Origin of the sequence: Bergeyella cardium (assembly GCF_009914665.1) — a bacterium.
GTDB classification, from domain to species: Bacteria; Bacteroidota; Bacteroidia; order Flavobacteriales; family Weeksellaceae; genus Bergeyella_A; species Bergeyella_A cardium.
On sequence record NZ_CP029149.1, the window covers coordinates 2,013,965 to 2,036,890 of the forward strand.

Below are 22,926 nucleotides of genomic sequence, written 5' to 3' on the forward strand. Positions count from 1 at the left end.
ATGTATTTGAATAATTAAATTTTGCCCAAATTTAAGATTTTAAAACGAAAGAATAAAATTTCTTTTTGTAGGATTAAAAAACAAAAAATCTCACTAAATCATTAGTGAGATTCTGCGATCCGGACGGGACTCGAACCCGCGACCTCCGCCGTGACAGGGCGGCATTCTAACCAGCTGAACTACCGGATCAATAAACTTATGAGAAAAATCTATTTCTGCGATCCGGACGGGACTCGAACCCGCGACCTCCGCCGTGACAGGGCGGCATTCTAACCAGCTGAACTACCGGATCAATTAGTGTTAATAAAGAGCGTTGTTCCTTTTTGACGAGTGCAAAAGTATAGTTTTTCTGCAAACCTCCAAAACTTTTTTCCAAAAAAAATACCCTTTGGATAAAAGGGTATTGATTTTCAATAGTGTTTTTTTCCTATAAATGTGCAGATAATTTCTCTGCTATAACAGATTTAGGATTTACACCCACGATTTTATCTACTACTTCCCCATTTTTAAAAATAAGAAGCGTAGGGATATTCCTGATTCCATATTGTACGGATACCTCTTGGTTGTTATCTACATCTACCTTGCCTACTACTGCTTTACCTTCAAAGTCCTGAGAGAGTTCATCAATAACAGGAGCAAGCATTTGGCAAGGCCCACACCATACTGCCCAAAAATCTACCAATACGGGCTTATCAGAATCTAAAACTAATTCTTTGAAACTGCTGTCTGTAATTTCTAATGCCATAATTTATTCTTTTCTTATTTTAACTTTGCAAATGTAGTAAAATAATACACAATTATCTTTTTCTACATCTATCTGAAACATTGTTTTCATCTATTTAAAATCCTGCTGAATGCTTACAAGAGCCTCTACCAACTTGTCTATTTCCTCCTTCGTAGTATAATGGCTGAAAGACACTCTAAGCGGCGTACAATTCTCCATTTCCTCATCGGTGAGGAGCATTAGCATAACGGTAGAGGGTTTTGCTGCTCCCGATGAACAAGCACTCCCCTGCGAGATAGCAATGCCTTTCATATCCAGTTTGAAACCGATAAGCGGGTCTTTAAACGGAAGAAGGACATTCACCAGTGTAAAGAGGCTGTTCTCCGCCTCTGAGGAGCGACCGTTGAACTTCACACCTTTAATTTTATCTATGAGCTGATGAATGGTATAATCCTTTATCTCTTGAATCTTATTCTTATAGATTTCAAGGTTTTGGATACACAAATCAAAGGCTTTGCCTAAGCCTACAATACCAACCACATTCTCGGTACCCGACCGCATATCTCGCTCCTGACCACCACCAGAAATCATTCCCTTTAGCTTAGTAGATTTCCTAATATAGGCAAAGCCATTGCCCTTTGGTCCGTGAAATTTATGAGCAGAGCAGGAAGCGAAGTCTATATTCATCTTAGAAAAATCCAAGTCCAAATGCCCGATGGTCTGCACCGTATCTGAGTGAAAATAGGCATTATACTTTTTGCATAGCTCACCTATTGCCTTTATATCATAGATATTCCCGACTTCGTTATTGGCGTGCATAAGGGTAACGAGAGTCTTTTTATCGGAGCTTTGGAGAGCTTTTTCTATATCATCAAGGCTGAGATCTCCCTGATGATTCGGTCGGATATAGACCACCTCTACCCCTTTTCGAGCTTTCATATCTCGGACAGACTCTGCCACGCACTTGTGCTCCAGTGGAGAAGTGATGATACGCTCTACACCGAGATGCTCTACACAGGATTTGATGATGAGATTATTAGACTCCGTACCACAAGAGGTAAAGACAATCTCGGCAGGTTGAACCTTAAGACTATCGGCAATATTGCGACGAACGCCCTCTATAAGAGCCTTTGCTTCTTGCCCAAAACTATGGGTAGAGGAAGGATTTCCATAGCTAATTTTCATCACCTCTACCATCGCATCAACGACCTCTTCAGAAAGAGGAGTGGTAGCAGCATTATCAAGATATACTCTATTCATCTTATTAGATTTTTTTTAGGTGTGTAAAAATACGGCTTTTTTAAAATTCAACAAGAATGAATATTTAGATGAGGTTTAAGTCCTTTTTCACCTGCTCTATCTGAGCTTCCAAGACTGGGAGTTCTTTTCTAAAGTCTTCTTCTGAGGTGATGCTTGCTTTAACCGATACATAGAACTTAATTTTAGGCTCTGTACCCGAAGGACGGACGCAGATTTTGTTTCCATTCTCAGTATAGAAGATGAGAACATTAGACTGAGGCACATCGGTGATAGGTTCAGTGGTATTTTGAGCTACAGAGAAGCGGGTTCTCTCCTTATAATCTCGGATTTCGGCTACAGGAGAACCAGCGATCTGCTTTGGAGGATTGCTTCTGAAATTCGTCATCATCTGGCTGATTTCCTCAGCACCTGTTCTTCCTTTTCTAACCACATTAACGAGCCCTTCGTAGTAGAAGCCAACTTCTTTATAGATATCAATCATATATTGGAAGAGGGTTTTGCCCTGAGCCTTGCACCAAGCTGCTGCTTCGCAGGCAAGGAGGATGGAGCCACAAGAGTCTTTATCTCTCACGAAATCACCCGTCATAAATCCAAAGCTCTCTTCGCCTCCACAGATGAATTTCTGCTTACCTTCTACCTCTCGAATCATTTTTCCAATCCACTTAAAGCCTGTGAGGCTTACTTTGCATTCGATACCGAACTTTTTAGCAATATCAAAGAAAATATCTGAGGTAACGATGGTGGAACCGATGAAATCCGAAGGCTGGAGCTTACCGAGACGCTGCCACTGCTCAAGGATGTAATACGAAAGAACAGTATTGGTCTGGTTGCCATTGAGGAGCTGCATTTTACCATCGAGGTTTCGTACGGCAATGCCGAGCCTGTCGCCATCGGGGTCACAACCGATAACGATATCTGCATTGGTTATCTCTGCAAGATTGAGCGCCATACTGAGAGCAGCGGGTTCCTCTGGATTAGGACTCTCAACAGTAGGGAAATTGCCACTCGGAATCATCTGCTCGGAGACTAAATCTACCTTTTTAAAACCTGCCTTTGCAAGTGCTTTAGGGATGGTAGTGTAAGTAGTACCGTGTATGGAAGTGAAGACGATGTTAAGGTTATCATAACCGATTTTATCCTCTTGATAAAGGGAATTTTGCATACAAGCATCAATGTATACATCATCTTGCTCCTCTCCTATCCATTCTATAAGTGAGTCGTTTCCATTAAATTTAATATCTGCAAAATTTACAGCATATACATTTTTGATAATGTTTTCATCATTGGGAGGTACGACTTGTGCGCCATCATTCCAATAGACTTTATAGCCATTATATTCTGGTGGATTGTGCGATGCAGTGAGGACGATACCCGCATTACACTTCTTATTTCTCACTGTAAATGAAAGCTCAGGCGTAGGGCGGTGCTCCTTGAAGAGGAGGACTTTAATGCCGTTTGCCGTAAGGACATCGGCAACGATTTTTCCGAATTCTGGAGAATTATTTCGAACATCAAACGCCACAGCAACCTTAATCTCCTCACCAGGGAACTGCTCCTTGAGGTAATTGGCAAGTCCTTGAGTAGCCTGCCCAAGTGTGTATCTATTTAGGCGATTGGTGCCTACGCCCATAATACCTCTCATCCCCCCAGTACCAAATTCGAGGGCTTTGTAGAAGGAATCTTCTAATTCTGCTGAGTTTTCATTGATGAGCTTCTGAACCTGAGCTCTGGTTTCCTCATCAAAAGCGTCTGTAAGCCATTGTTTAGCTCTTTCTAATGCTGTCATAATCTATGATTTTAGTTATTATTATCTGGTTTTAAGATACTCCTTAGCGAGTAAGGGGGTTAATTTTTATTTCGGATTAATATTTTGGATTTTCACGGTTTTATCTGCCTTAAAAATCTTTACAGGGCTATTATAATAAACGAATTTCGTGGTGTTTTTTAAGTCTGCTTTTATGGAATCTTGTGTATTGACCTCCGCATAAGCTCCGTTATGGGAATTGATACTAAGGGTATTAACTTCCCAATAAGGTGCAATGATTCCCGCTGTATCTTTTATCTTAATTAATGCCTCTCGGGTGAAGCCTTTGAAGTTGGCAAGGCTGGAGTGCCGCATTTCAATCTCTGTACGGTCAGATTTTACTGCTCCGATGAATTTTGAATTATCACTAAGGGATAATTTTAGGTTTTTTAATGCTAATTGCCCCGAAACATTGAACTCGATAGAGTCTCTAAGGGTGATTTTTGAGGGGGTATTTTTGGAGAAAATGGTGATACTGTAGAATCCATTACCGAAAGTTTCCTTTTTCTCGGAAATGGTGAGGTTTTCATCCTTTATATTGATATTCAGATTATCAATGAAGTTGGGATAAGTCTCGATTTCTAATAGATTTTGTTCGGATTTCAGCCAAAACACTCTGAATTTCCCCTTAGCATCTATGGAGGAGAAATTTTTTAGTGGGATTTGTTTTTGTTGGATATCTCCTTCGGGTTTGAGTTTGCTACAACTGATGAGCAAAAGAGAGATGAGAAATAAAGAGATAAGATTTTTCATTTTTGAGATGCTATTGATAAAAAAGCTCCTCAAAAGTATTGCTTTTTTTAGTGTTTTCAAAGCAATGGGGGGACAAAATATAGGTCTATAAATAATATTTTGTATGAAAATTGAAACTACTTTTATAATCTATTTTAAATAAAGAAGATACAGGAATTACAAGAAGATTAGGTAATGATTTAGTAATAGCTCTTATTTCATTTGATTATACCTATTTTCTCAGTAACTTCTAGGTGCAAAGGTACAACATCTTGACAATATAACCAAAAAAATTTACCTTTGCACCCGCAGACGTGCGTTGCTGCACGTCTGCGTGGAGCTGGTAATGTGTCAGATGTGTTATTTTTAATTATGTAGTAGAATGCGACAAAATCAAAAAAATTTGTCAGATTGAAAAAAATGTATCTTTGCTCCCAATATGAGATTTTTCACCTTCATACTTAGCTTATATCTGTTGGCACTCACTGGGCTGCCTTGTACGGATATGCTTGAAGGTGAGGAGTCTTCAGCTTCTTATGAATTTGTAACAGCCCCAACTGGGGAACACTCTCATTTTCATTTGGATAGCTGTTCACCTTTCTGCATTTGCACTTGCTGCCAAATGGTAATCAGCACGCCCACTACTTATGAGGCCTTAACCATTGCTCAAGCCACCGCAACCATTCCCTCCTATAGCTATCCCCTGACCGTATGGTCTTCGAACTGCTATGGGAATATCTGGACTCCTCCCAAGATATAGTCTTTTCTTTCTTCATCTCAAGTGATTGTTCATTAGTCATCTCACCCATCATTAGTCATTAACTAATCATTAATTCTTATTAGAAATGTTAGACAAAATCATACTATTTAGCATCAAAAATAAGCTATTTGTAGGATTCATGACCCTTATGCTTATTTTTTGGGGCGTATGGAGTGCTACAAGGCTCCCCATTGATGCCGTTCCAGATATTACTAACAACCAAGTACAAATCATCACCTCTACCCCTACTTTGGCCTCACAAGAGGTAGAGCAACTGGTTACTTTTCCTATTGAGCAAGCCATCGCCAATATTCCTGGGCTGGAGGAAACACGCAGTATTTCCCGCTTTGGCCTCTCGGTCATCACAGCCGTCTTTAGCGAGGATATGGACATCTACTTTGCCCGCCAGCTAGTCAATGAAAAGCTCAAGGAGGCACAGGAGCAAATCCCTCAAGGCATAGGCTCGCCCGAACTCTCACCCGTGAGTACCGGACTGGGGGAGGTATATCAGTATATCATTCGCCCTACGGAACAGAGCAAAAACAAATATTCCGCCAAAGACCTCCGCACCATGCAGGACTGGATCGTGGCTCGCCAACTCTATGGTACCAAAGGAATAGCCGAAATCAACAGCTTTGGAGGCGAACTCAAGCAGTATGAGGTGGTTATAGACCCTGATCGCCTCCGTGCCATGGGGGTGAGTGTCAGTGATATTTTCACTGCTTTGGAGCAGAACAACCAAAATACAGGAGGTGCCTATATCGACAAGCGCCCCAATGCCTACTTTATCCGAGGAATAGGCATGGCTCGCTCCCTTGAAGACATAGGCAATATAGCCGTAGGCAAGCACACCCCTCCCCTCTTTATCAAGCATGTAGCCGAGGTGCGCTTGGGCAGTGCCATCCGCTATGGTGCCCTTACCTATAATGGCGAAGTAGATGCCGTAGGTGGGGTAGTGATGATGCTCAAGGGCGAAAACAGCCACGAGGTAGTCAGTCGGATCAAAGAAAAACTGCCCACCATACAGCAATCCCTACCTGAAGATGTAGTGATAGAGCCATTCTTAGACCGCACGGACTTGGTACAACGCGCCATCCATACAGTAGAGAAAAACCTCTTAGAGGGGGCGCTAATTGTCATCTTCATCTTAGTACTTTTCTTAGGGAACCTGCGTGCCGGACTGATTGTTGCCACGGCCATTCCGCTCTCCTTGCTCTTTGCCTTAGGAATGATGAACCTCTTTGGAGTAAGTGCCAACCTGATGAGCTTGGGAGCGATAGATTTCGGAATTATCGTAGATGGATCGGTTATCGTGGTAGAAGCAGTGATGCACCACTTGGCGATCCGAAAGAACCACCAACGACTTACCCAAGCACAAATGGATGAGGAGGTATTCCATTCCGCTTCCAAAATACGCAGTAGTGCCACCTTCGGAGAGATTATCATCCTGATGGTGTATATTCCCATTCTTACCTTGGTAGGAGTAGAGGGCAAGATGTTCCGCCCTATGGCACAAACCGTCGTCTTTGCTATTTTGGGTGCCCTGATCCTTTCCCTGACTTATATCCCTGCCATGAGCGCTTTGCTCCTACCTAAAACAGTAAGTGACAAGCGCAGTTTTGCCGAGCGAATGATAAGCTGGCTCTACCGTCACTACCAACCGCTCTTTGTCCGTTCTATCCGCCTTAGGGGATGGATAATAGGCAGTACCGTGGTACTGTTCGTTCTTGCGGTAGGCATTTTCAGCCGTATGGGAGGTGAGTTTATTCCACAACTACAAGAAGGCGATTTTGTTTTTGAATGTATTCTGCCACCGGGCACTTCCCTGAAGCAGAGCTTGGAGACTTCCATGCAGGCCTCTCGCCTGATTCGTGAGTTCGACGAGGTGAAAATGGTGATAGGCAAAACAGGTTCTGCCGAAATACCTACCGACCCTATGCCGCTGGAAGCCTCCGATATTGTGATCGTACTCAAGAGCCAAGACCAATGGAAAAGTGGTCGCTCCTATGAGGAATTAGGAGATGCCATCATTGAGCGGCTCAAGGATATTCCTGGGGTCTTTTTTGAGAAAAGCCAGCCTATACAAATGCATTTCAACGAATTGATGACAGGTGTCAGACAGGATGTAACGATAAAAATCTTTGGAGAAAACATGGATACCCTCGCCCACTACGCCCAAAGAGTAAGCCAACTTATCCAGAAAACAGAAGGTGCTACCGCCCCACAGGTCGAAAAAGTAAGCGGACTTCCGCAAATCAATGTTACTTACGACCGTGTGCGTTTGGCCAACTACGGACTTTCGGTGCAAGAGGTCAATGAGGTACTCAGTACCGCCTTTGCTGGTAAGAAGGCTGGGGTTGTCTTCGAGAACGAACGAAGGTTCGACCTTGTGGTACGCCTCGATAGCCTCCATCGTACCGGAATTGACGATGTACAGCATATGATGGTAGCTACCGAAAATGGGCAGGTGCCGATGAGCCAATTGGCCACTATCAAATATGAATTAGGCCCCGCACAAGTAAGCCGTGAAGCAGGCAAGCGCCGTATCGTCATTGGCTTCAACGTGCAAGGGCGCGATGTGCAGAGTGTGGTGAGTGATATAGAACAAAAATTAAAGGGCGTAAAGCTCCCTACGGGCTATTACTTTACCTATGGCGGTCAGTTTGAGAACCTACAACAAGCCACCGACCGACTGCTCATAGCCGTGCCTGTAGCCCTACTTTTAATATTTTTCTTGTTATACCTTGCTTTCCACTCTATAAAACAATCATTGCTCATCTTTAGCGCTATCCCGATGAGTGCCATTGGGGGCGTATTTGCCTTGCTTCTTCGGGGAATGCCTTTTAGTATTAGTGCGGGTATTGGTTTTATCGCGCTCTTTGGGGTAGCAGTGCTCAACGGTATAGTGCTTATTGGCACTTTCAACCAGCTGAAAAAAGAAGGAATGACCAACCTTTTGCATCGCGTGATTACGGGTACCGAAATGCGTTTACGCCCTGTGCTAATGACGGCTATGGTGGCGAGCTTAGGTTTCCTACCTATGGCACTCAGTCAAGGAGCAGGAGCAGAAGTACAACGCCCCTTAGCTACAGTGGTTATTGGGGGGTTAGTATCGGCTACCTTCCTCACCCTCTTCGTGCTTCCGTTGCTTTACATCGCTTTCAATAGTACCTTTTCTTGGCGCCGTCCTTCAGCTAAAGTACTCACGATAGCCCTATTGCTTATCAGTCCTATAGCGCTACACGCTCAGCAGTCTTACTCGCTACAAGAAATAGAGCAAATAGCCCTTAAGAACAATGGAGTGATTAAGGCAGCACAACTCAAGCTACAAGGAGCAAGTGCTAAAGAGCGAACCTCTTTTGAATTGGCTAAAACAGACTTTACAGGGCAATACGGGCAGTACAGCAGTGCTGAAAAAGACCTTTCAGTAGGTGTATCACAATCTATTCCTTTGCCTACAGTATTTGCTGCTCGCAAAAAGCTCTATCAAGCAGAGACACAATTACAACAAGGGCAATTAGCCCTTCAGCAGAATGAACTGAAGCGGCAAGTGCGCAACGCATATCAGCAATTGCAATATTTGACTTTTAAAGAGGAACAGCTCTTGCAGCTTGATAGTCTCTACAATAATTTTATTCGCATTGCTGAAGTACGCTATAAAGCAGGGGATACCAAGAAGATAGATATTAACACTGCCCAAGTGAAGAAAGGAGAAATAAGTTTGTTACTTCAACAGAACAAAACTATACAACAAGCTACCTATCGCAACTTGCGTACGTTAATGCAAACAGAAGAAGCATTTACCATTACCAAGTCGCCCGTGTATGAGCCTTTGTTACTCAGTGAGCCTTCGGATGTACAACTCTCTCAGCACCCTTTGGTACAACTCAGCTATCAAGAAGCAAACATAGCTGAGCACAACAAACGTCTAGAGCGTGCCCAAGCCCTGCCCGACCTTACATTGGGCTATACCAATCAGTCTCTTATAGGAATGCAAACCATTGGAGGGGTAGAGACCTATACTGATAGAAGTAAACGTTTTCACTTTGCCACCATAGGGCTTTCAGTTCCTATTTTTACCGCTACCCGTGCCAAGGTGAAAGCTTATAAATATCAGAAAGAAGCAGCTATAGAAGCAGCTCAACAAACAGAAAAACAGCTTAAAACTCAATGGATAAATCTGCAAGAGGAATACCAACTGAATTTGCAAAAATATCAGTTTTACAAACAAGAAGCGCTACCTGAAGCCGAGCGCATTATCCGAGCCAATCAGTTAGGGTATAGCGCAGGTGAAATAAGCTATGTGGAGTACCTTTACACCCTACAGACAGCCGTAGATACCCGCTTGGCATACCTTGAGAGTATCGAGGCGCTTAATCAAAAAGTAATAGAAATACAATCCCTTTTAAACCAGTAAAACAAATGAAAAAATATGGTATAAAAATCGCTTTTATCCTTATAGGAATTAGTCTATCAGCCTGCAATGGCACTCCTACAACTACCAATAATCAAAAGCTCGAAGAGCGCGAAGAACACCACGAAGAAGGAGGCAACCTCACCACCCTTACCCAAGTTCAAATCCAAACTGTAGATATTCGTTTGGGACATATAGAAGAAAAAGCTCTTGCCGCTACCCTCAAAGCCAATGGAATACTGAGCGTGCCTGCCGACCATCAGGCGAAGGTATCGACTGTATATGCGGGGATTATCAAGAGCGTAAAGGTAGAGATAGGCAGTTATGTGCAAAAAGGGCAAGTAATCGCTACTGTTTCTAACCCAGAATTCTTGCAACAACAACAGCGCTTGCTCACCGTTAATGGTCAGATAGAACTTGCTAAACAAGAACTTGACCGTCAGCAAACCCTCTATGAAGGGAATGCTGGTACTGGTAAGAACCTACAAGCCGCTACTACTCAGCTACGCACTCTCCGTACCGAAAAAGCTTCGCTTGAAGAACAAATACGCCTAATGGGCTTAAACCCTCAAACACTCACCGATAAGGGAATGCAATCTACTTTGGCGATAGTGGCTCCTATTAGTGGGAATATCAGTGCGGTATATACTAACAAAGGGGCTTATATAGATGCCTCCACCCCTATTGTGGAAATCATCGACAACAGTTCGCTACACCTGCACTTGCAAGTGTATGAGCGTGACTTGCCTTACATTAAGGTAGGACAACAAGTGCACTTCAACCCTACCAATAACACCTCTCGCGAATATGATGCCCAAGTGTATAACATTGCGGCTTCGTTTGAAAACGAAAGCAAAAGCATCATTGTACATTGCCACGTAGAGGGTGACAAACAAGGGCTCATCAATGGAATGAATGTAACAGGGGTTATCAGTCTTGACAAACAAACGACCCCTGCTGTACCTAACGAGGCTATCGTAGAGGATGCTGGTAAATTCTACATTTTTCTGGTAACCCAAACTTCGGATAAAGAAACCTCTTTTGAGAAAGTGGAGGTAGTAAAAGGAGCTTCCGAAAGTGGGTATACTGCCATTGCCCCTGTAAAACCTATAGCCCCCGAACAGACTATTGCCACCAAAGGAGCATTCTTTATCAACGCAACCTTAGTAAATGCTGGAAAAGATAGTGATTAGAATTGGTAATGTATCGGATATATTATTAAAATTTTATTACATTAGAAATACAATAAAAATATAAAAGTAAAAAATCACGACTTCGGAGTGCTTTTTAAGCTCCCTGCAAGGGCAAGTTGTTTTGAGTGCCTAAACGCCTAATGCGTGCCTCAAAACACAACTTGCTCTGTTCCGGTGAACAGAAAATTCTCCCTAAAGGTCAAATTTTAATTAACCATAAGAAAAGGAGATAAACACTACAAGCTCATAAAGTGATTTAGGGCATATTAGCAATATATTTAATCACTTACTTACAGAGTTATTTACAATTCTATGTAAAGCTATATGTATATTTGTACATTACTTTGCATTCACGCATCAAAGCAAGCAAGTATGTACGAAGGTAAAAACGTAATTAGGTAGCTACATAGTTTGAAATTTTTTATTCGACAATGGGAGGAAAAGCGGTATTCGTTTCAAAAAACAATCTGTAAGAAGCGGCATTTTTCTCATATTTGACATTTTTTTTATTCGCTTAAAGGTCGGAATGAGCTGGTTTCGTTTCGAGTGCCATAAAAGGTCTGTGTTTAGCTTCTGCAAGGTTTTTCAAAAAAATACTACCCGCAGGACAACGGACAAGGGCTGGAGATTTTTTTAAAAACCCATCGGGCTTGACCTTGCAAGAAGCGTTAAGAACACAGAAATACCTTTGCACTCGAACAACGAACCGCCATTACGTGCCTTAAGTGTTTAAAATAGGGAAAATAGGTAAGTCTTAATAACACTCTTATCTTTGTGAGATAGCTTTCTGTAAGGCAACAAAAAAATCCATTGACACATCTCTTTTTGAAATGTTATCAATGGATTTTAATTCTAAGAAGAAATTAGTTAGTTATCCTATCTTTAAGTTTTTTAATCGTTCGGCAGCAATTTCCATATCCTTGCTAATTTTCTCATTGGTGATTTTAGCATAAATCTGGGTGGTTTTGATATTCTTATGTCCCATCATCTTGCTAACACTTTCCAAGGGGACTCCTTCTGTTAAGAACAGAGTAGCAAAGGTATGGCGTGCCCAGTGAAATGAAATGGGTTTTTCACGAATGATGTTACAATCTTTCATCATCTTTCTGATTAAGAGATTGCAATTAGTGTTGGAGGGCGTAGGAAACAGTGCCTCAGTACGAGTCGTACCCTCATATTTTTCAATAATTTTCTCGGCTATATCCAATAGGCGTACATTACAAGGTACATCGGATTTCTGACGACGTTTGATAAGCCATTTGTTACCGTCAAAGAACGATTGTAAGTGACTTTTCTTGAGCTGCTTGATGTCAATATACGAAAAACCTGTAAAGCAACTAAATACAAATAGGTCTCGTACTAATTCAGCAGAAGCACTCTTAGGGTGATATTGTAAAAGAGTTTCTACTTCCTCTCTAAGCAAATAGCCTCTATCTTTTTCCTCCATAGAGCTTATGTAATTCTTAAAGGGATTGCGGTAGATAATACCTTTGTCTATGGCTATTTCTACCATTTTACAAAGGGGCATCATATAAACCCATATTGTGTTGTGAGTAAGACTTTTATTAACTCTAAGATAGAAGTCAAAATCGTTGATAAAGTCTTCTGTAAGCTCTTTGAAAGAAATATCACTTCTGCGGTATTTGTACTGTATAAACTCACTCAAATGAGTGTATACATTTTCGTATTTGTTGAGCGTACTATAACTTCTAACACCTTTTTCTACCATCAGGGCAAAGTCCTCTTTAAACTTCTCATAGACTTTTAGCAAGGAATCTTCCATTACTCCTATACCTAGAAAAGTAGCTTTTAGCTTCTGAGCATTAACCACTCCCTCATACTTCATCAGCTCCTCATAATGAGTAACCATACGTGAACGGATCTCTTCTAGCTTGCGGTTGAGTTGGGTAGCTTCCTCTGTTTTACCTGTTACCCTGCCATATTTCAAATCCCATTTCTGTGGAAGGATTTCAAGTTTGGTACTAAACTGAGCTACTTGATTGTCAATGGTAATACGCCCCATAATAGCAACCTTACCATTCTTCTTTGGGGCATTCTTTTTAAGGTAAAACAATACCTTAAAGGTTGAGCGTTTTACTTTTTTCATACTCTAATTTTTTAATTTGTGAAAGTACTTTTTATCAAGTTACTGTACAATATGAAAAAAGGTGTAAAACACTGAAATATAACCTATTAATAAAAAATATTTTTCAATGTATTAGGTAACGATTTAGAAACCTAATTTTGAAAAAACCTATCTAAAACATCTAAGACTCTGTCTTCTCTTATCTTCCTGTCAAAAAATTAATCCTCTTTGTATGAGCTAATTACATTATTTTTTGTAGTTTTGCTTTTTATTCGTAATTTTGTTGAAAAAAGTAAGATTGTTATTTTCATCTGTTTTATTGAGTTTTTTATAAAGCCATTGGCTTTCAGCTATTAACCGAAAACCAATGACTCATAGCTAAAATTTATTGCTTAGCATAATTTTGAAAAAAGAGAGGAATACTCTCTATACCTTTAAAGAAGTTGGAGAGCCCATAATGCTCATTTGGCGAGTGGATAGCATCTGACGCCAATCCAAAGCCCATTAAGACGCATTTGGAACCGAGAACTTGCTCAAACATTGTGGTAATTGGGATGCTACCACCACTCCTGAATGGGAGAACCTCCCTACCGAAAGCCGTTTCCATAGCTTTTTTGGCAGATTGAAACTCCTTAGTATCTATTGGAAGAACATAAGGAAGCCCACCGTGATGCGGATTTACGGTTACTTTCACATTATCAGGCGCGATTTTATGGAAGTATTGGGTGAATTTCTCTATAATCTCTTCAGGCGTTTGATAAGGCACGAGGCGCATAGAGATCTTAGCATAGGCTTTAGATGGGATAACGGTTTTTGCCCCTTCGCCAGTGTAACCTCCCCAGATGCCATTGCAGTCCAAAGTAGGACGAATGGAGGTTCGCTCAAGAGTAGTATAATCTTTCTCGCCCTCTACCCCCCTAAGACCGATGGCGTTTTTGTATTCCTCTACATTATCTTTTAGCTTGTTCATCTCGGCTCTTTCTTCGAGGGAAACAACTTGTACATTATCATAAAATCCATCGATAGTGATATGACCGTTTTCATCTATCAGCTGAGCAATCATCCTGCTGAGGGTATGGATCGGGTTGGGCACTGCACCTCCGTATAAACCCGAATGGAGGTCGCGATTAGGACCTTCTACTTCTACCTCTACATAGCTGAGCCCCCTGAGCCCAGTAGTTACAGTAGGCTGCTCCATAGAATAGAGGCTGGTATCTGAAATAAGGATGCAATCACAAGAGAGTTTTTCCTTGTTTTCATTGACGAAATCGCTCAAACTTACGGAGCCGACTTCTTCTTCTCCTTCTATAATAAACTTAACATTGCAAGGCAGAGCATCGGTATTTATCATTGCTTCAAATGCCTTTAAGTGCATAAAAAACTGCCCTTTATCATCCGCTGCTCCTCTGGCGAAGATAGCACCATCAGGGTGGATATCCGTTTTCTCAATATAAGGCTCAAAAGGAGGTTTATTCCAAAGCTCTATCGGGTCTGGTGGCTGCACATCGTAATGCCCATAAACCAAAACAGTAGGCAGGTTTGGGTTGATGAATTTATCCCCATATACGATAGGATTGCCTTTTGTTTGGCAAACTTCTACATTATCTACTCCCGCTTTTTGGAGGTATTCTGCTACTTTATCGGCACATTTGAGGACATCATTTTTATATGCTGGGTCAGCAGAAATAGAAGCTATTCTCAATAAATCAAATAACTCCTCTACGAATCTGTCTTTATTTTGATGAATATAATCTAATGTTTTTTGCATTGTTGTCATTTTAAGTTAAAATAAAAATGCCCACTGATAGACACAGAAGGCATTATTCTCTTTTTTTTCTTAGTGAGCTGGTTGTTCTACCTGAGCAGAATCTGCCGGTGTAGCTTCTGCTTCTGCAGTTTCAGGAGCTGTATGCTCTTCTTCGGAGTGAGACTGCTCATCATCGGTGTATCTTTCTACACCGTCTTCCAATTTCAGGATATTTTTATTCCCTCCCTCAGGAAGTTTTTTACAGCTAACGGCTACCAATGCCACTAAGGATAAACCTAAAACTATTTTTTTCATTATTCTTAATTTTCTATTTAAAATTTTGCCAAAAATAAGTATTTCTAATTTCTTACACAACAACTTACCATTAATGAATATGTTTTTCTGCGTGGTAAGAAGACCTCACCAGAGGGGAACTCTCCACATGCCTAAAACCAAGACTGCGGGCAAAGTCTCCGTACTCATCAAACTCTTCTGGGGAGATGAACCTCTTTACAGGTAAGTGATTACGAGTAGGCTGAAGATACTGTCCCAGAGTAATAACATCTACATCTGCATTTCTAATGTCTTCTATCGCTTGGAAGACTTCGTCTTTCTCCTCTCCTAATCCGAGCATTATCCCTGTTTTTGTTCGTCTCTGCCCTGCTTCTTTCAAGTATTTAAGGACTTCAAGACTTCTCTCATACTTAGCTTGTATTCTCACTTCTCGGGTAAGCCTTTTTACGGTTTCCATATTGTGAGATATAACTTCTGGTGCTACTTCTACCAGCCTGTCTATATTTTTCCTCACCCCTTGAAAGTCTGGAATCAGGGTTTCCATAGTGGTTCCTGGTGATATTCTACGAACGGCATTTACGGTTTCTGCCCAGAGTATGGAGCCCATATCTTTTAGGTCATCTCTATCCACCGAAGTAAGTACAGCGTGCTTAATCTTCATTAATTTTATAGACCGAGCTACTTTTTCTGGTTCATCCCAGTTTACATCGAGGGGTTTTCCTGTTTTCACACCGCAGAAACCACAGCTTCGGGTACAGATATTCCCGAGAATCATAAATGTAGCGGTACCGTATCCCCAGCATTCTCCCATATTTGGGCAACTCCCACTCTGGCAAATGGTATTGAGTTTATATTTGTCTACCAAACTGCGAAGCTCTCGATAATTCTTTCCTGTTGGGAGCTTTACGCGTATCCATTTAGGTTTGTTGGTAAGCGTACTTTGTTCTTCCATTTCTTTCTAATACGATATTTTCATTTGTGAAAAATCTCGCCAAAATTAAGGAATATTTTATAATTCCCAATCGTGAGGAGGTAAAGATTAAATTCACTACTTTTGCCATCATTTATGAAAAAAATCTATATCATTGCTTTGGGTACTCTATGTTTCTCCGCTTGTGAGAAGTCTAAAGTATATTCCCCCGCAAATGGGATGAATGCCCCTATTGCAAATGATATGGAACAGTCCAAAAAAAAGAACAAAAACAGAAACCAGCAAGAGCGGGAGTTCATTAAAAACTGGATAAAAGAGAAAGCAAAGCAGAACTTCTACCCCACTGCTATGAACTATTGGTCAAGTATAGATTTTAAAGGGAGAAAAGCCTCTAATGGAGTGCTATATTCTTATGAATACAGCCTTTCGGATTTTAATGCAACGGCTATTTATCCCTCACCAGCGGTAGTACAGAAAGAGGTTTCTCCTATTAAGATTGAAGAATTAAAAGCTGTAGAAGACGCTTTAAAATACCTAAAACCCAATGAAGAAATGGTATTACTGGTGCCCTCATCATTAGCATACGGAATTTTAGGCGATGGAGATAAAATCCCAGCAGACTTGCCTCTCATCATCAGATTAAAAAGAAATTAAATATTTATAAAAATGAAAATAAAAGGATTTTTAACCGCTGCGGTTCTCACTTCCATAGTGAGCTGCACACCAATTTATAAAAAAATGAATGTAGACAAAGCAACTTATGAAAGCCTCGACAATGGGCTTTATGCAAACCTTCAAACTTCCAAAGGGAATATGCTCGTGAAGTTTGAGGACAAGAAATCTCCCGTTACAGTAGCGAGTTTCATCAGCCTTGCAGAGGGTAAAAAACACTTCTGTAAAGGCAGAACTAAAAGGTAAACCTTATTTCGATGGTACCATCTTCCACCGCGTGATTAAGGATTTTATGATTCAAGGAGGAGACCCTCTCGGTACAGGGATGGGCGAGCCTGGTTATAAGTTTGATGATGAGAAAAACGACCTGAAACACCTCGGAAAGGGCTACCTCTCTATGGCAAACTCTGGACCTAATACCAACGGCTCTCAGTTCTTCATCACAGAAGTAGCTACGCCTTGGCTCGATGGCAAGCACACCGTTTTCGGTAAAGTGGTAAAAGGAGAGGAAGTAATTGAAAGCATTGCAAGCGTAGAAAGAGACGAAAGAGATAAACCCAAAGAAAATGTAGTCCTCCAAAAAGTTTCCATATTCAGCAAAGGAGATGAATACAAGCACTACGACGCTGCAAAAGTTTTTGAAGAAGGTAAAACCAAAATTCAAGAAAACAACGCCGCACTCATCAAAAAACAGGAAGAGGAAGCACTAAAACAATTGGAAAATCTGAAAAAAGATATGACACAAACCGCATCTGGTCTCCTCTACAAAATCACCAAAAAAGGAAGCGGTACAAAGGCAGAAGCTGGTAAAAATGTAGCCGTACACTACGCAGGAAGATTAGCCAATGGTAATGAGTTTGACAACTCCTTCAAACGAGGAGAGCCCATTGAATTTACCGTAGGCACAGGGCAAGTAATCCGCGGTTGGGACGAAGGGCTCCTCCTCCTCAACGAAGGCGATGAAGCTACCTTCATCATCCCACCAGATTTAGCATACGGCACCAGAGGTGCAGGAGGTGTAATCCCTCCAAACGCTTGGCTCATCTTCGATGTAAAGCTCGTACAAGTCAAATAACACCGTAGCCGGTGAGGCAGCCACTAGCGTGGCGAGCACTTACACCGTAGCCGGTGAGACACTTATATCGTAGCCGGTGAAGCAGACCACAGCGTGGCAAGCACTTACACCGTAGTCGGTGAGATTCTTAGCTACTAGTATGGAGCGTGCTTAAACTAGAAATTAGAAACCCGAAAGACTGTTTTTATCATAAAAGCAGTCTTTTTTTTGTTCCGTATTGGGTAGGGTTTTATCAGCAATCTGTTTGAAATAATTTTTGAGTAAGTCCCTCTTATAATCAATAAGTAGGGCATTTAAAAAAATGTGAAGGAGAAGCTCCTCCCGATAGAGGAAAGGCTCCTACGGATGAAGGAAAGAAAAAGGAAATACAACTATACTAACCATCTTAATTAAGAGACAAAAAAGAATAAAAATCATCTTTATAATATATTGATAAACGCTCTTCCAAAGAACACCAATTTTGCTTATTTAATAAAAATTTGCTCTATTTATATAAATAAAGATATAGGTTATAAACCGTATTAATTTAAACCCTATCTTTGAGGCTTTAAAATCTAAAAAAATAATAAAATGATAGGTATTATTATGGGCAGCCAGAGTGATTTGCCCGTTATGCAACAAGCCGCTGATTTTTTAAAAAGCCTTGAAATCCCCTACGAGCTTACGGTAGTCTCTGCACATCGCACCCCCGAGAGAATGTTTGAGTATGCAAAATCTGCAAAATCAAGAGGGCTGAGAGCCATTATCGCTGGAGCAGGAGGTGCAGCACATCTCCCTGGTATGGTTGCCAGCTGCACTACACTACCCGTTATCGGAGTGCCTATACTCTCATCCAACTCTATTGATGGATGGGATTCTGTTCTGTCTATCCTGCAAATGCCCTCTGGCATCCCTGTGGCAACAGTTGCCCTAAACGGCGCTACAAATGCTGGGATTTTAGCTGCTAAAATCATAGGTGCTTCAGAGCCCGAAATCTCAAAAAAATTAGAAGCCTATCAGCAATCTTTAAAAGAGAAAGTTCTCCACACCATAGATGAAATAAAAACACTCCACCCTAATGAATATGACCAATAATTCCATTCATTAATAAAAAAAATCAAATGATGAAAAATATAGTAAGCCTCCTCTTCTCGGTTCTATCAGTTCTTTGCCTCTCTCAAATACCAAAGGATATGGGTGATTTGGAGTACAATAACCTCATTGGAAACATAAAATCCGTAAAAGAAATTACTTATAAATACACAGACTCAGCCGATAGCAAAAAACCTATGCTGCAATCTACCCGCACTACCCACTACAACAAGAAAAAGAATAAAACCCTACTTATCATTAATGATGCAAATAATGAATTAAAGGAAAAACAAACTTTCACTTATGATGCTAATGGCAATCTCATCTCAAAAACAGAATACAATAAAAATGAAGATGGAGAGACCAATATGACCTATCATTATAAATATAATGACAAGCAACTCCTTTCTGAAGAGGTAGGATATGACAGCACAGGGGCATTAATCACCAAAACACTGATTACCTATCCTGATAACGACCACGAAGCAGAGTCCAAAACCTATGACAGCAAGGGAAATCTCACCTCAAAATCCACAGTATTTTTTAGTGCAATGAAGGGGATTCCCTCCAAGATTATAGAATATACCCCTACCGATAGTTTAGAGGCGGTTTATACCTTTAAATACGATGGAGATCTCTGCACAAGCTTAAAGATATCCTCCCCTGCTACTGAAACCAAACTCCTTGAAATTGCGATAAAGTATAATGATAAAAAACTTCCTTCAGAGGTTTCAATCGAGTGGCCTTTTGGTCCGATAAAAGCGAATTTTAAATACCTTTCCTTTGATAAAAAAGGGAACTGGACGAGACGAGAAACCTATACCAATGAAGAGCTCTCCGAAACCTCAGAACAAATAATAGAATACTACTAATCGACAACGAATGAAAATAAATCTACTAACACTTTCCCTACTCTCCTGCACTTTATTAGCACAGAAAAGTTTTAAAGAAATAAAAAAAGAAGCCGAAAAGGGAAACCTGATATCTCAGTTTAACCTCGGATTGATGTACTACGAGGGCAATGGCACCTCTAAAGATTATAAAAAAGCCAAATACTGGTGGGAAAAGGTTGCTGAAAAAGGGAATATAAAACTCCAACACTTTCTCGGGCAGATGTACTACTACGGCGAAGGTATACCTCGGGACTACTCGAAAGCCAAATATTGGTGGACGAAGGTAGCTGAGCAAGGGAATCCCAAAGCTCAACACTTCCTTGGGCAAATGTATCAAAATGGTGAAGGTATGCCTAAAGACTTTATAAGAGCTAAATTCTGGTACGAAAAAGCCGCACGGCAATGGCTCCCCGAGGCACAATACAGCTTGGGAACAATGTATGCAAAGGGAGATGGCGTACTTAAAGACCTTACGATTGCAAAATATTGGTGGGAAAAATCTGCTGAACACGGCTATAAAGTTGCCCAATACAATATTGGACTAATGTATGAAAATGGAGATGGTGGAGCAAAAGATAAAACAAAAGCCTTTTACTGGTACCAAAAAGCTGCCGAACAAGATGTAGCCAAAGCACAAGTTGCCCTTGGTTCTCTCTATATGAATGGTGATGGCATACAGCAGGATATAATGAAAGCTAAATTCTGGTACGAAAAAGCTGCTGAACAGGAAGATGCTATAGCTCAGTTTAACCTTGGTTTATTGTACGACAGCAAAAGTATATCAGAAGATAAAACCCAAGCTATTTACTGGTATCAAAAGGCTGCCGAGCAAGGTATAGCAGATGCTCAGTACAATTTAGGAGCTCTATATGAATCTGGAGAAGGTGTACCTCAGGATTATTCAAAAGCTAAATACTGGTATGAAATGGCAGCAAAAACAGGAGATACTGGAGCTAAGCAGGCCTTAAAAGACCTCAAACAAATGATGATGAAAAAATAAAATCTATATCTCCTGCATAAAAAAAGACTGCATTTATTGCAGTCTTTTCTATTTTCAGTTAGCTTTAAAAATTAATAAAGAGCTATCTCTCTCTCTGTTACAGAGAAACCAGCATCACGGATATGTGTTATTTTAACACTCCAAATTCCAAGATAACCATAAGTATATTTTTGTTCTTCCTGTGCAATAAGGACTCCGAACTCATTATATGTAGATTCTTTAATAATATCTCCTTGGTTATTATACTCATAGGTAGTACCATTCCCTTTTGTATCATCAGGATTATAATACTGCTCACTAATTTTTCGGTTTTTCGAATCATACCGATAAACATATTTAAATTTAAGGAAATTTTTAGCTGTAAACTGAGACCAAGCAATCTGGTTTCCTGCTGCATCATACTCATAAGCATCTTTAGATTCAAGCTTCCGATTACTATCATAGTTCCACTTTTCTATCAAATAACCATTAGCATCATATTTATAAACATTTTCAGAAACAAGACTTCCGTCAGGATTAGTCATTTTTTCTTCTTCTAACAAATTCTTATCATTATAAGTAAATATTTTTTTGTAATTCAATGAACCATCTCCATCCCAAAAGGCTTCTTCCACTTTTAAATCTTTATCATTATAGGTATAGGTCGTCTTTTGAGAGAGGTTTCCATTGGATACATTATAATCTGCATCTTCAATCAGTAGACCTTTTCTATTGTAGGTTTTTACATTGTGGTCTTCCAAATCCCCTTTCCTTATATTGCCAGCTTCTTCAATGCCGATATAAGTCTTTTCAGTAATGGTCTTTACAGCAATGTCTTGCATACCTTGATCAAAGTCGCTTCCCAAGCAACTCATTAATAACAGTGCCACTCCTGTGGCAAATAGTAAGTTTTTCATTGTATGTAAATTTTAAATTATAATCTTAATTTTTATTTAGTTTTTAAATCTATTAATTATCTAATTCACAATATATAAAGCTTCTAATGAAAACTTCTCTACAAATTCAATGCCTAAAATGAAAGTACAGTACCGCTTTCTACCTCATAAGGTTCAGTATCAGGGAGAAATATCCTTGTCAATTTTTCACCTTCCACTGTGGTAATATCTCCTGATTTTCGTATCCAGTTGCCCTCTCGAAGTCCTACAACAGGGAGATTGTTCTGGCTGAGAAACTCCTTAATTCGGGTCTCTCGAGTCTCGCCATTATGTTTTAAATCAGGCTGAGGGTCAAGGTAATGAGGGTTGATATTAAAAGGTACCAAACCCATTGTATCAAAGCTCGGAGGATAGACGATGGGCATATCATTCGTGGTCTTCATATTCACCCCACCGATATTACTGCCTGCACTGCACCCCAGATACGGCTTTCCGCTCTCTACATTCTCTTTTAAGAGGTTCATCAGAGCGTTTTCGTGGAGGGTTTTCACAAGGAGAAAAGTATTTCCGCCTCCTGTAAAATAGCCTTTAGCACTGCGGATAGCCTCCTTCATATCCTGAAACTCATGCAAGCCTCTCACCTTAATATTTAAAGTAGAGAAGAATGCCCTTGCCTTAGCGGTATAATCTTCATACGAAATCCCCGAAGGGCGTGCAAAAGGGATAAATACGATTTCATCTATACCCTTAAAGAGCTCTGTGATGGGTGCTCTGAGGTATTCCAAGTACTGTCCTCCGAAAAGCGTAGAAGTGGAGGCGAGTATAAAATTAGGTTTATTCATCTTTCCAATTTTTTTGTAGGTATTGCATTATAAAATCTGGGCATTTGGTTATTTTCTGGGTAGCAGCATCTAAAAAGAAGAGCGTAGTAACTGCTTCGGAGAGCTTCTCACCCTTTTGGTTGAAAATCTCATATTCAAACTCGATTCTCACGGCTGGAAGTTTCTTCACACGGGTATGAATTTCCAATATATCATCATACTTTGCAGGCTTTAAATATTTAATTTTATATTCCGAAACGGGGAGCCAAATCCCACGATTTTCTATCTCATTATAAGAGATTCCTATACTTCTGAACAGCTCTACTCTGGCTACCTCTAAATACTCTGCATAGTTACCATAATAGACATACTTCATAGGGTCGGTTTCTCCATAACGAACTCGTAAATAATGCTTTGTAAATATCATTTAAATACTTTTGTTCAATCATACAAATATATTTTTAAAAAACCAATAGTGCCAAATCTTTTTTTTCCACAATTAAAGTTTCATATTTGCAGGGTTGAGTTTCATCAATAAGTTCTAACCCGATAAATTTTTCAAAGCGAGTACAAT

At 40.4% G+C, this 22,926-nt stretch carries 18 protein-coding genes, 2 tRNA genes and 1 pseudogene; 8 read left to right on the forward strand and 13 right to left on the reverse strand.

Annotation, left to right across the window (positions count from 1 at the left end; all coding sequences use genetic code 11):
* Window positions 1-115 precede the first annotated feature (115 nt).
* From DBX24_RS09205 to DBX24_RS09230, 6 genes are all read right to left on the reverse strand, one after another.
* Window positions 116-189, reverse strand: a tRNA-Asp gene (locus DBX24_RS09205).
* A gap of 29 nt (window positions 190-218) precedes the next feature.
* A tRNA-Asp gene (locus DBX24_RS09210) sits at window positions 219-292 on the reverse strand.
* A gap of 135 nt (window positions 293-427) precedes the next feature.
* The gene (gene trxA / locus DBX24_RS09215) at window positions 428-745 is read right to left on the reverse strand and encodes a thioredoxin (RefSeq protein ID WP_120488931.1); all 318 of its coding nucleotides are present in this window, start codon (window positions 743-745) and stop codon (window positions 428-430) included.
* Window positions 746-835: 90 nt separating this feature from the next.
* Window positions 836-1,984, reverse strand: coding sequence for a cysteine desulfurase family protein (locus DBX24_RS09220; protein WP_160224654.1), 1,149 nt, complete (start codon window positions 1,982-1,984; stop codon window positions 836-838).
* 64 nt (window positions 1,985-2,048) lie between these two features.
* Window positions 2,049-3,770: a phospho-sugar mutase gene (locus DBX24_RS09225; RefSeq protein WP_120488929.1), complete on the reverse strand. Its 1,722-nt coding sequence runs from the start codon at window positions 3,768-3,770 to the stop codon at window positions 2,049-2,051.
* Between the two features lie 66 nt (window positions 3,771-3,836).
* Complete coding sequence (locus DBX24_RS09230) at window positions 3,837-4,541, reverse strand: GIN domain-containing protein (protein ID WP_160224655.1); 705 nt, start codon at window positions 4,539-4,541, stop codon at window positions 3,837-3,839.
* A 418-nt stretch (window positions 4,542-4,959) separates the two neighbouring features.
* Here DBX24_RS09230 and DBX24_RS09530 point away from each other — a divergent pair, with 418 nt between their 5' ends.
* The 3 genes from DBX24_RS09530 to DBX24_RS09245 all read left to right on the forward strand — a co-directional run bounded on the left by DBX24_RS09530 (window position 4,960) and on the right by DBX24_RS09245 (window position 10,887).
* Window positions 4,960-5,280 (forward strand): DUF6660 family protein, encoded by a 321-nt coding sequence (locus DBX24_RS09530; protein WP_009750737.1) that lies wholly within the window; start codon window positions 4,960-4,962, stop codon window positions 5,278-5,280.
* A gap of 85 nt (window positions 5,281-5,365) precedes the next feature.
* Window positions 5,366-9,697, forward strand: coding sequence for a CusA/CzcA family heavy metal efflux RND transporter (locus DBX24_RS09240; protein ID WP_160224656.1), 4,332 nt, complete (start codon window positions 5,366-5,368; stop codon window positions 9,695-9,697).
* A 5-nt stretch (window positions 9,698-9,702) separates the two neighbouring features.
* Window positions 9,703-10,887 carry an efflux RND transporter periplasmic adaptor subunit gene (locus tag DBX24_RS09245; protein ID WP_160224657.1) on the forward strand — a complete coding sequence of 395 codons (1,185 nt, stop codon included), beginning with the start codon at window positions 9,703-9,705 and terminating at the stop codon, window positions 10,885-10,887.
* An 871-nt stretch (window positions 10,888-11,758) separates the two neighbouring features.
* On the opposite strand, the gene DBX24_RS09255 is transcribed toward DBX24_RS09245, so the two are convergent.
* From DBX24_RS09255 to lipA, 4 genes are all read right to left on the reverse strand, one after another.
* Window positions 11,759-12,994: a site-specific integrase gene (locus DBX24_RS09255; RefSeq protein WP_160224659.1), complete on the reverse strand. Its 1,236-nt coding sequence runs from the start codon at window positions 12,992-12,994 to the stop codon at window positions 11,759-11,761.
* Between the two features lie 364 nt (window positions 12,995-13,358).
* The gene (locus DBX24_RS09260) at window positions 13,359-14,741 is read right to left on the reverse strand and encodes a dipeptidase (protein ID WP_160224660.1); all 1,383 of its coding nucleotides are present in this window, start codon (window positions 14,739-14,741) and stop codon (window positions 13,359-13,361) included.
* A 69-nt stretch (window positions 14,742-14,810) separates the two neighbouring features.
* Entirely contained in the window at window positions 14,811-15,035 is a 225-nt protein-coding gene (locus DBX24_RS09265) for a hypothetical protein (RefSeq protein ID WP_160224661.1), read from the reverse strand.
* A 70-nt stretch (window positions 15,036-15,105) separates the two neighbouring features.
* A complete protein-coding gene (gene lipA, locus DBX24_RS09270) occupies window positions 15,106-15,966 on the reverse strand; it encodes a lipoyl synthase (RefSeq protein WP_160224662.1) in 861 nt (286 codons plus the stop codon).
* A 114-nt stretch (window positions 15,967-16,080) separates the two neighbouring features.
* Between lipA and DBX24_RS09275 the strand changes: the two genes are divergently transcribed.
* The 5 genes and pseudogenes from DBX24_RS09275 to DBX24_RS09295 all read left to right on the forward strand — a co-directional run bounded on the left by DBX24_RS09275 (window position 16,081) and on the right by DBX24_RS09295 (window position 20,656).
* Window positions 16,081-16,599, forward strand: a complete 519-nt coding sequence (locus DBX24_RS09275; protein WP_160224663.1) for an FKBP-type peptidyl-prolyl cis-trans isomerase — start codon at window positions 16,081-16,083, stop codon at window positions 16,597-16,599.
* Between the two features lie 84 nt (window positions 16,600-16,683).
* Window positions 16,684-17,692 (forward strand): annotated as a pseudogene (locus DBX24_RS09280) (peptidylprolyl isomerase).
* A gap of 570 nt (window positions 17,693-18,262) precedes the next feature.
* Window positions 18,263-18,766 carry a 5-(carboxyamino)imidazole ribonucleotide mutase gene (purE, locus tag DBX24_RS09285; RefSeq protein ID WP_120488923.1) on the forward strand — a complete coding sequence of 168 codons (504 nt, stop codon included), beginning with the start codon at window positions 18,263-18,265 and terminating at the stop codon, window positions 18,764-18,766.
* A 26-nt stretch (window positions 18,767-18,792) separates the two neighbouring features.
* Window positions 18,793-19,635: an RHS repeat protein gene (locus DBX24_RS09290; RefSeq protein ID WP_160224664.1), complete on the forward strand. Its 843-nt coding sequence runs from the start codon at window positions 18,793-18,795 to the stop codon at window positions 19,633-19,635.
* Between the two features lie 10 nt (window positions 19,636-19,645).
* Window positions 19,646-20,656 (forward strand): SEL1-like repeat protein, encoded by a 1,011-nt coding sequence (locus DBX24_RS09295; RefSeq protein WP_120488921.1) that lies wholly within the window; start codon window positions 19,646-19,648, stop codon window positions 20,654-20,656.
* Between the two features lie 71 nt (window positions 20,657-20,727).
* Here the strand turns inward: DBX24_RS09295 and DBX24_RS09300 are convergent, their stop codons facing one another.
* From DBX24_RS09300 to DBX24_RS09310, 3 genes are all read right to left on the reverse strand, one after another.
* Window positions 20,728-21,552, reverse strand: a complete 825-nt coding sequence (locus DBX24_RS09300; RefSeq protein ID WP_160224665.1) for a hypothetical protein — start codon at window positions 21,550-21,552, stop codon at window positions 20,728-20,730.
* A 113-nt stretch (window positions 21,553-21,665) separates the two neighbouring features.
* A complete protein-coding gene (pepE, locus tag DBX24_RS09305) occupies window positions 21,666-22,373 on the reverse strand; it encodes a dipeptidase PepE (protein ID WP_120488919.1) in 708 nt (235 codons plus the stop codon).
* Window positions 22,366-22,779, reverse strand: a complete 414-nt coding sequence (locus DBX24_RS09310) for an acyl-CoA thioesterase (RefSeq protein WP_120488918.1) — start codon at window positions 22,777-22,779, stop codon at window positions 22,366-22,368. The genes pepE and DBX24_RS09310 overlap by 8 nt, the downstream gene beginning before the upstream one ends.
* Between the last annotated feature and the right edge of the window lie 147 nt (window positions 22,780-22,926).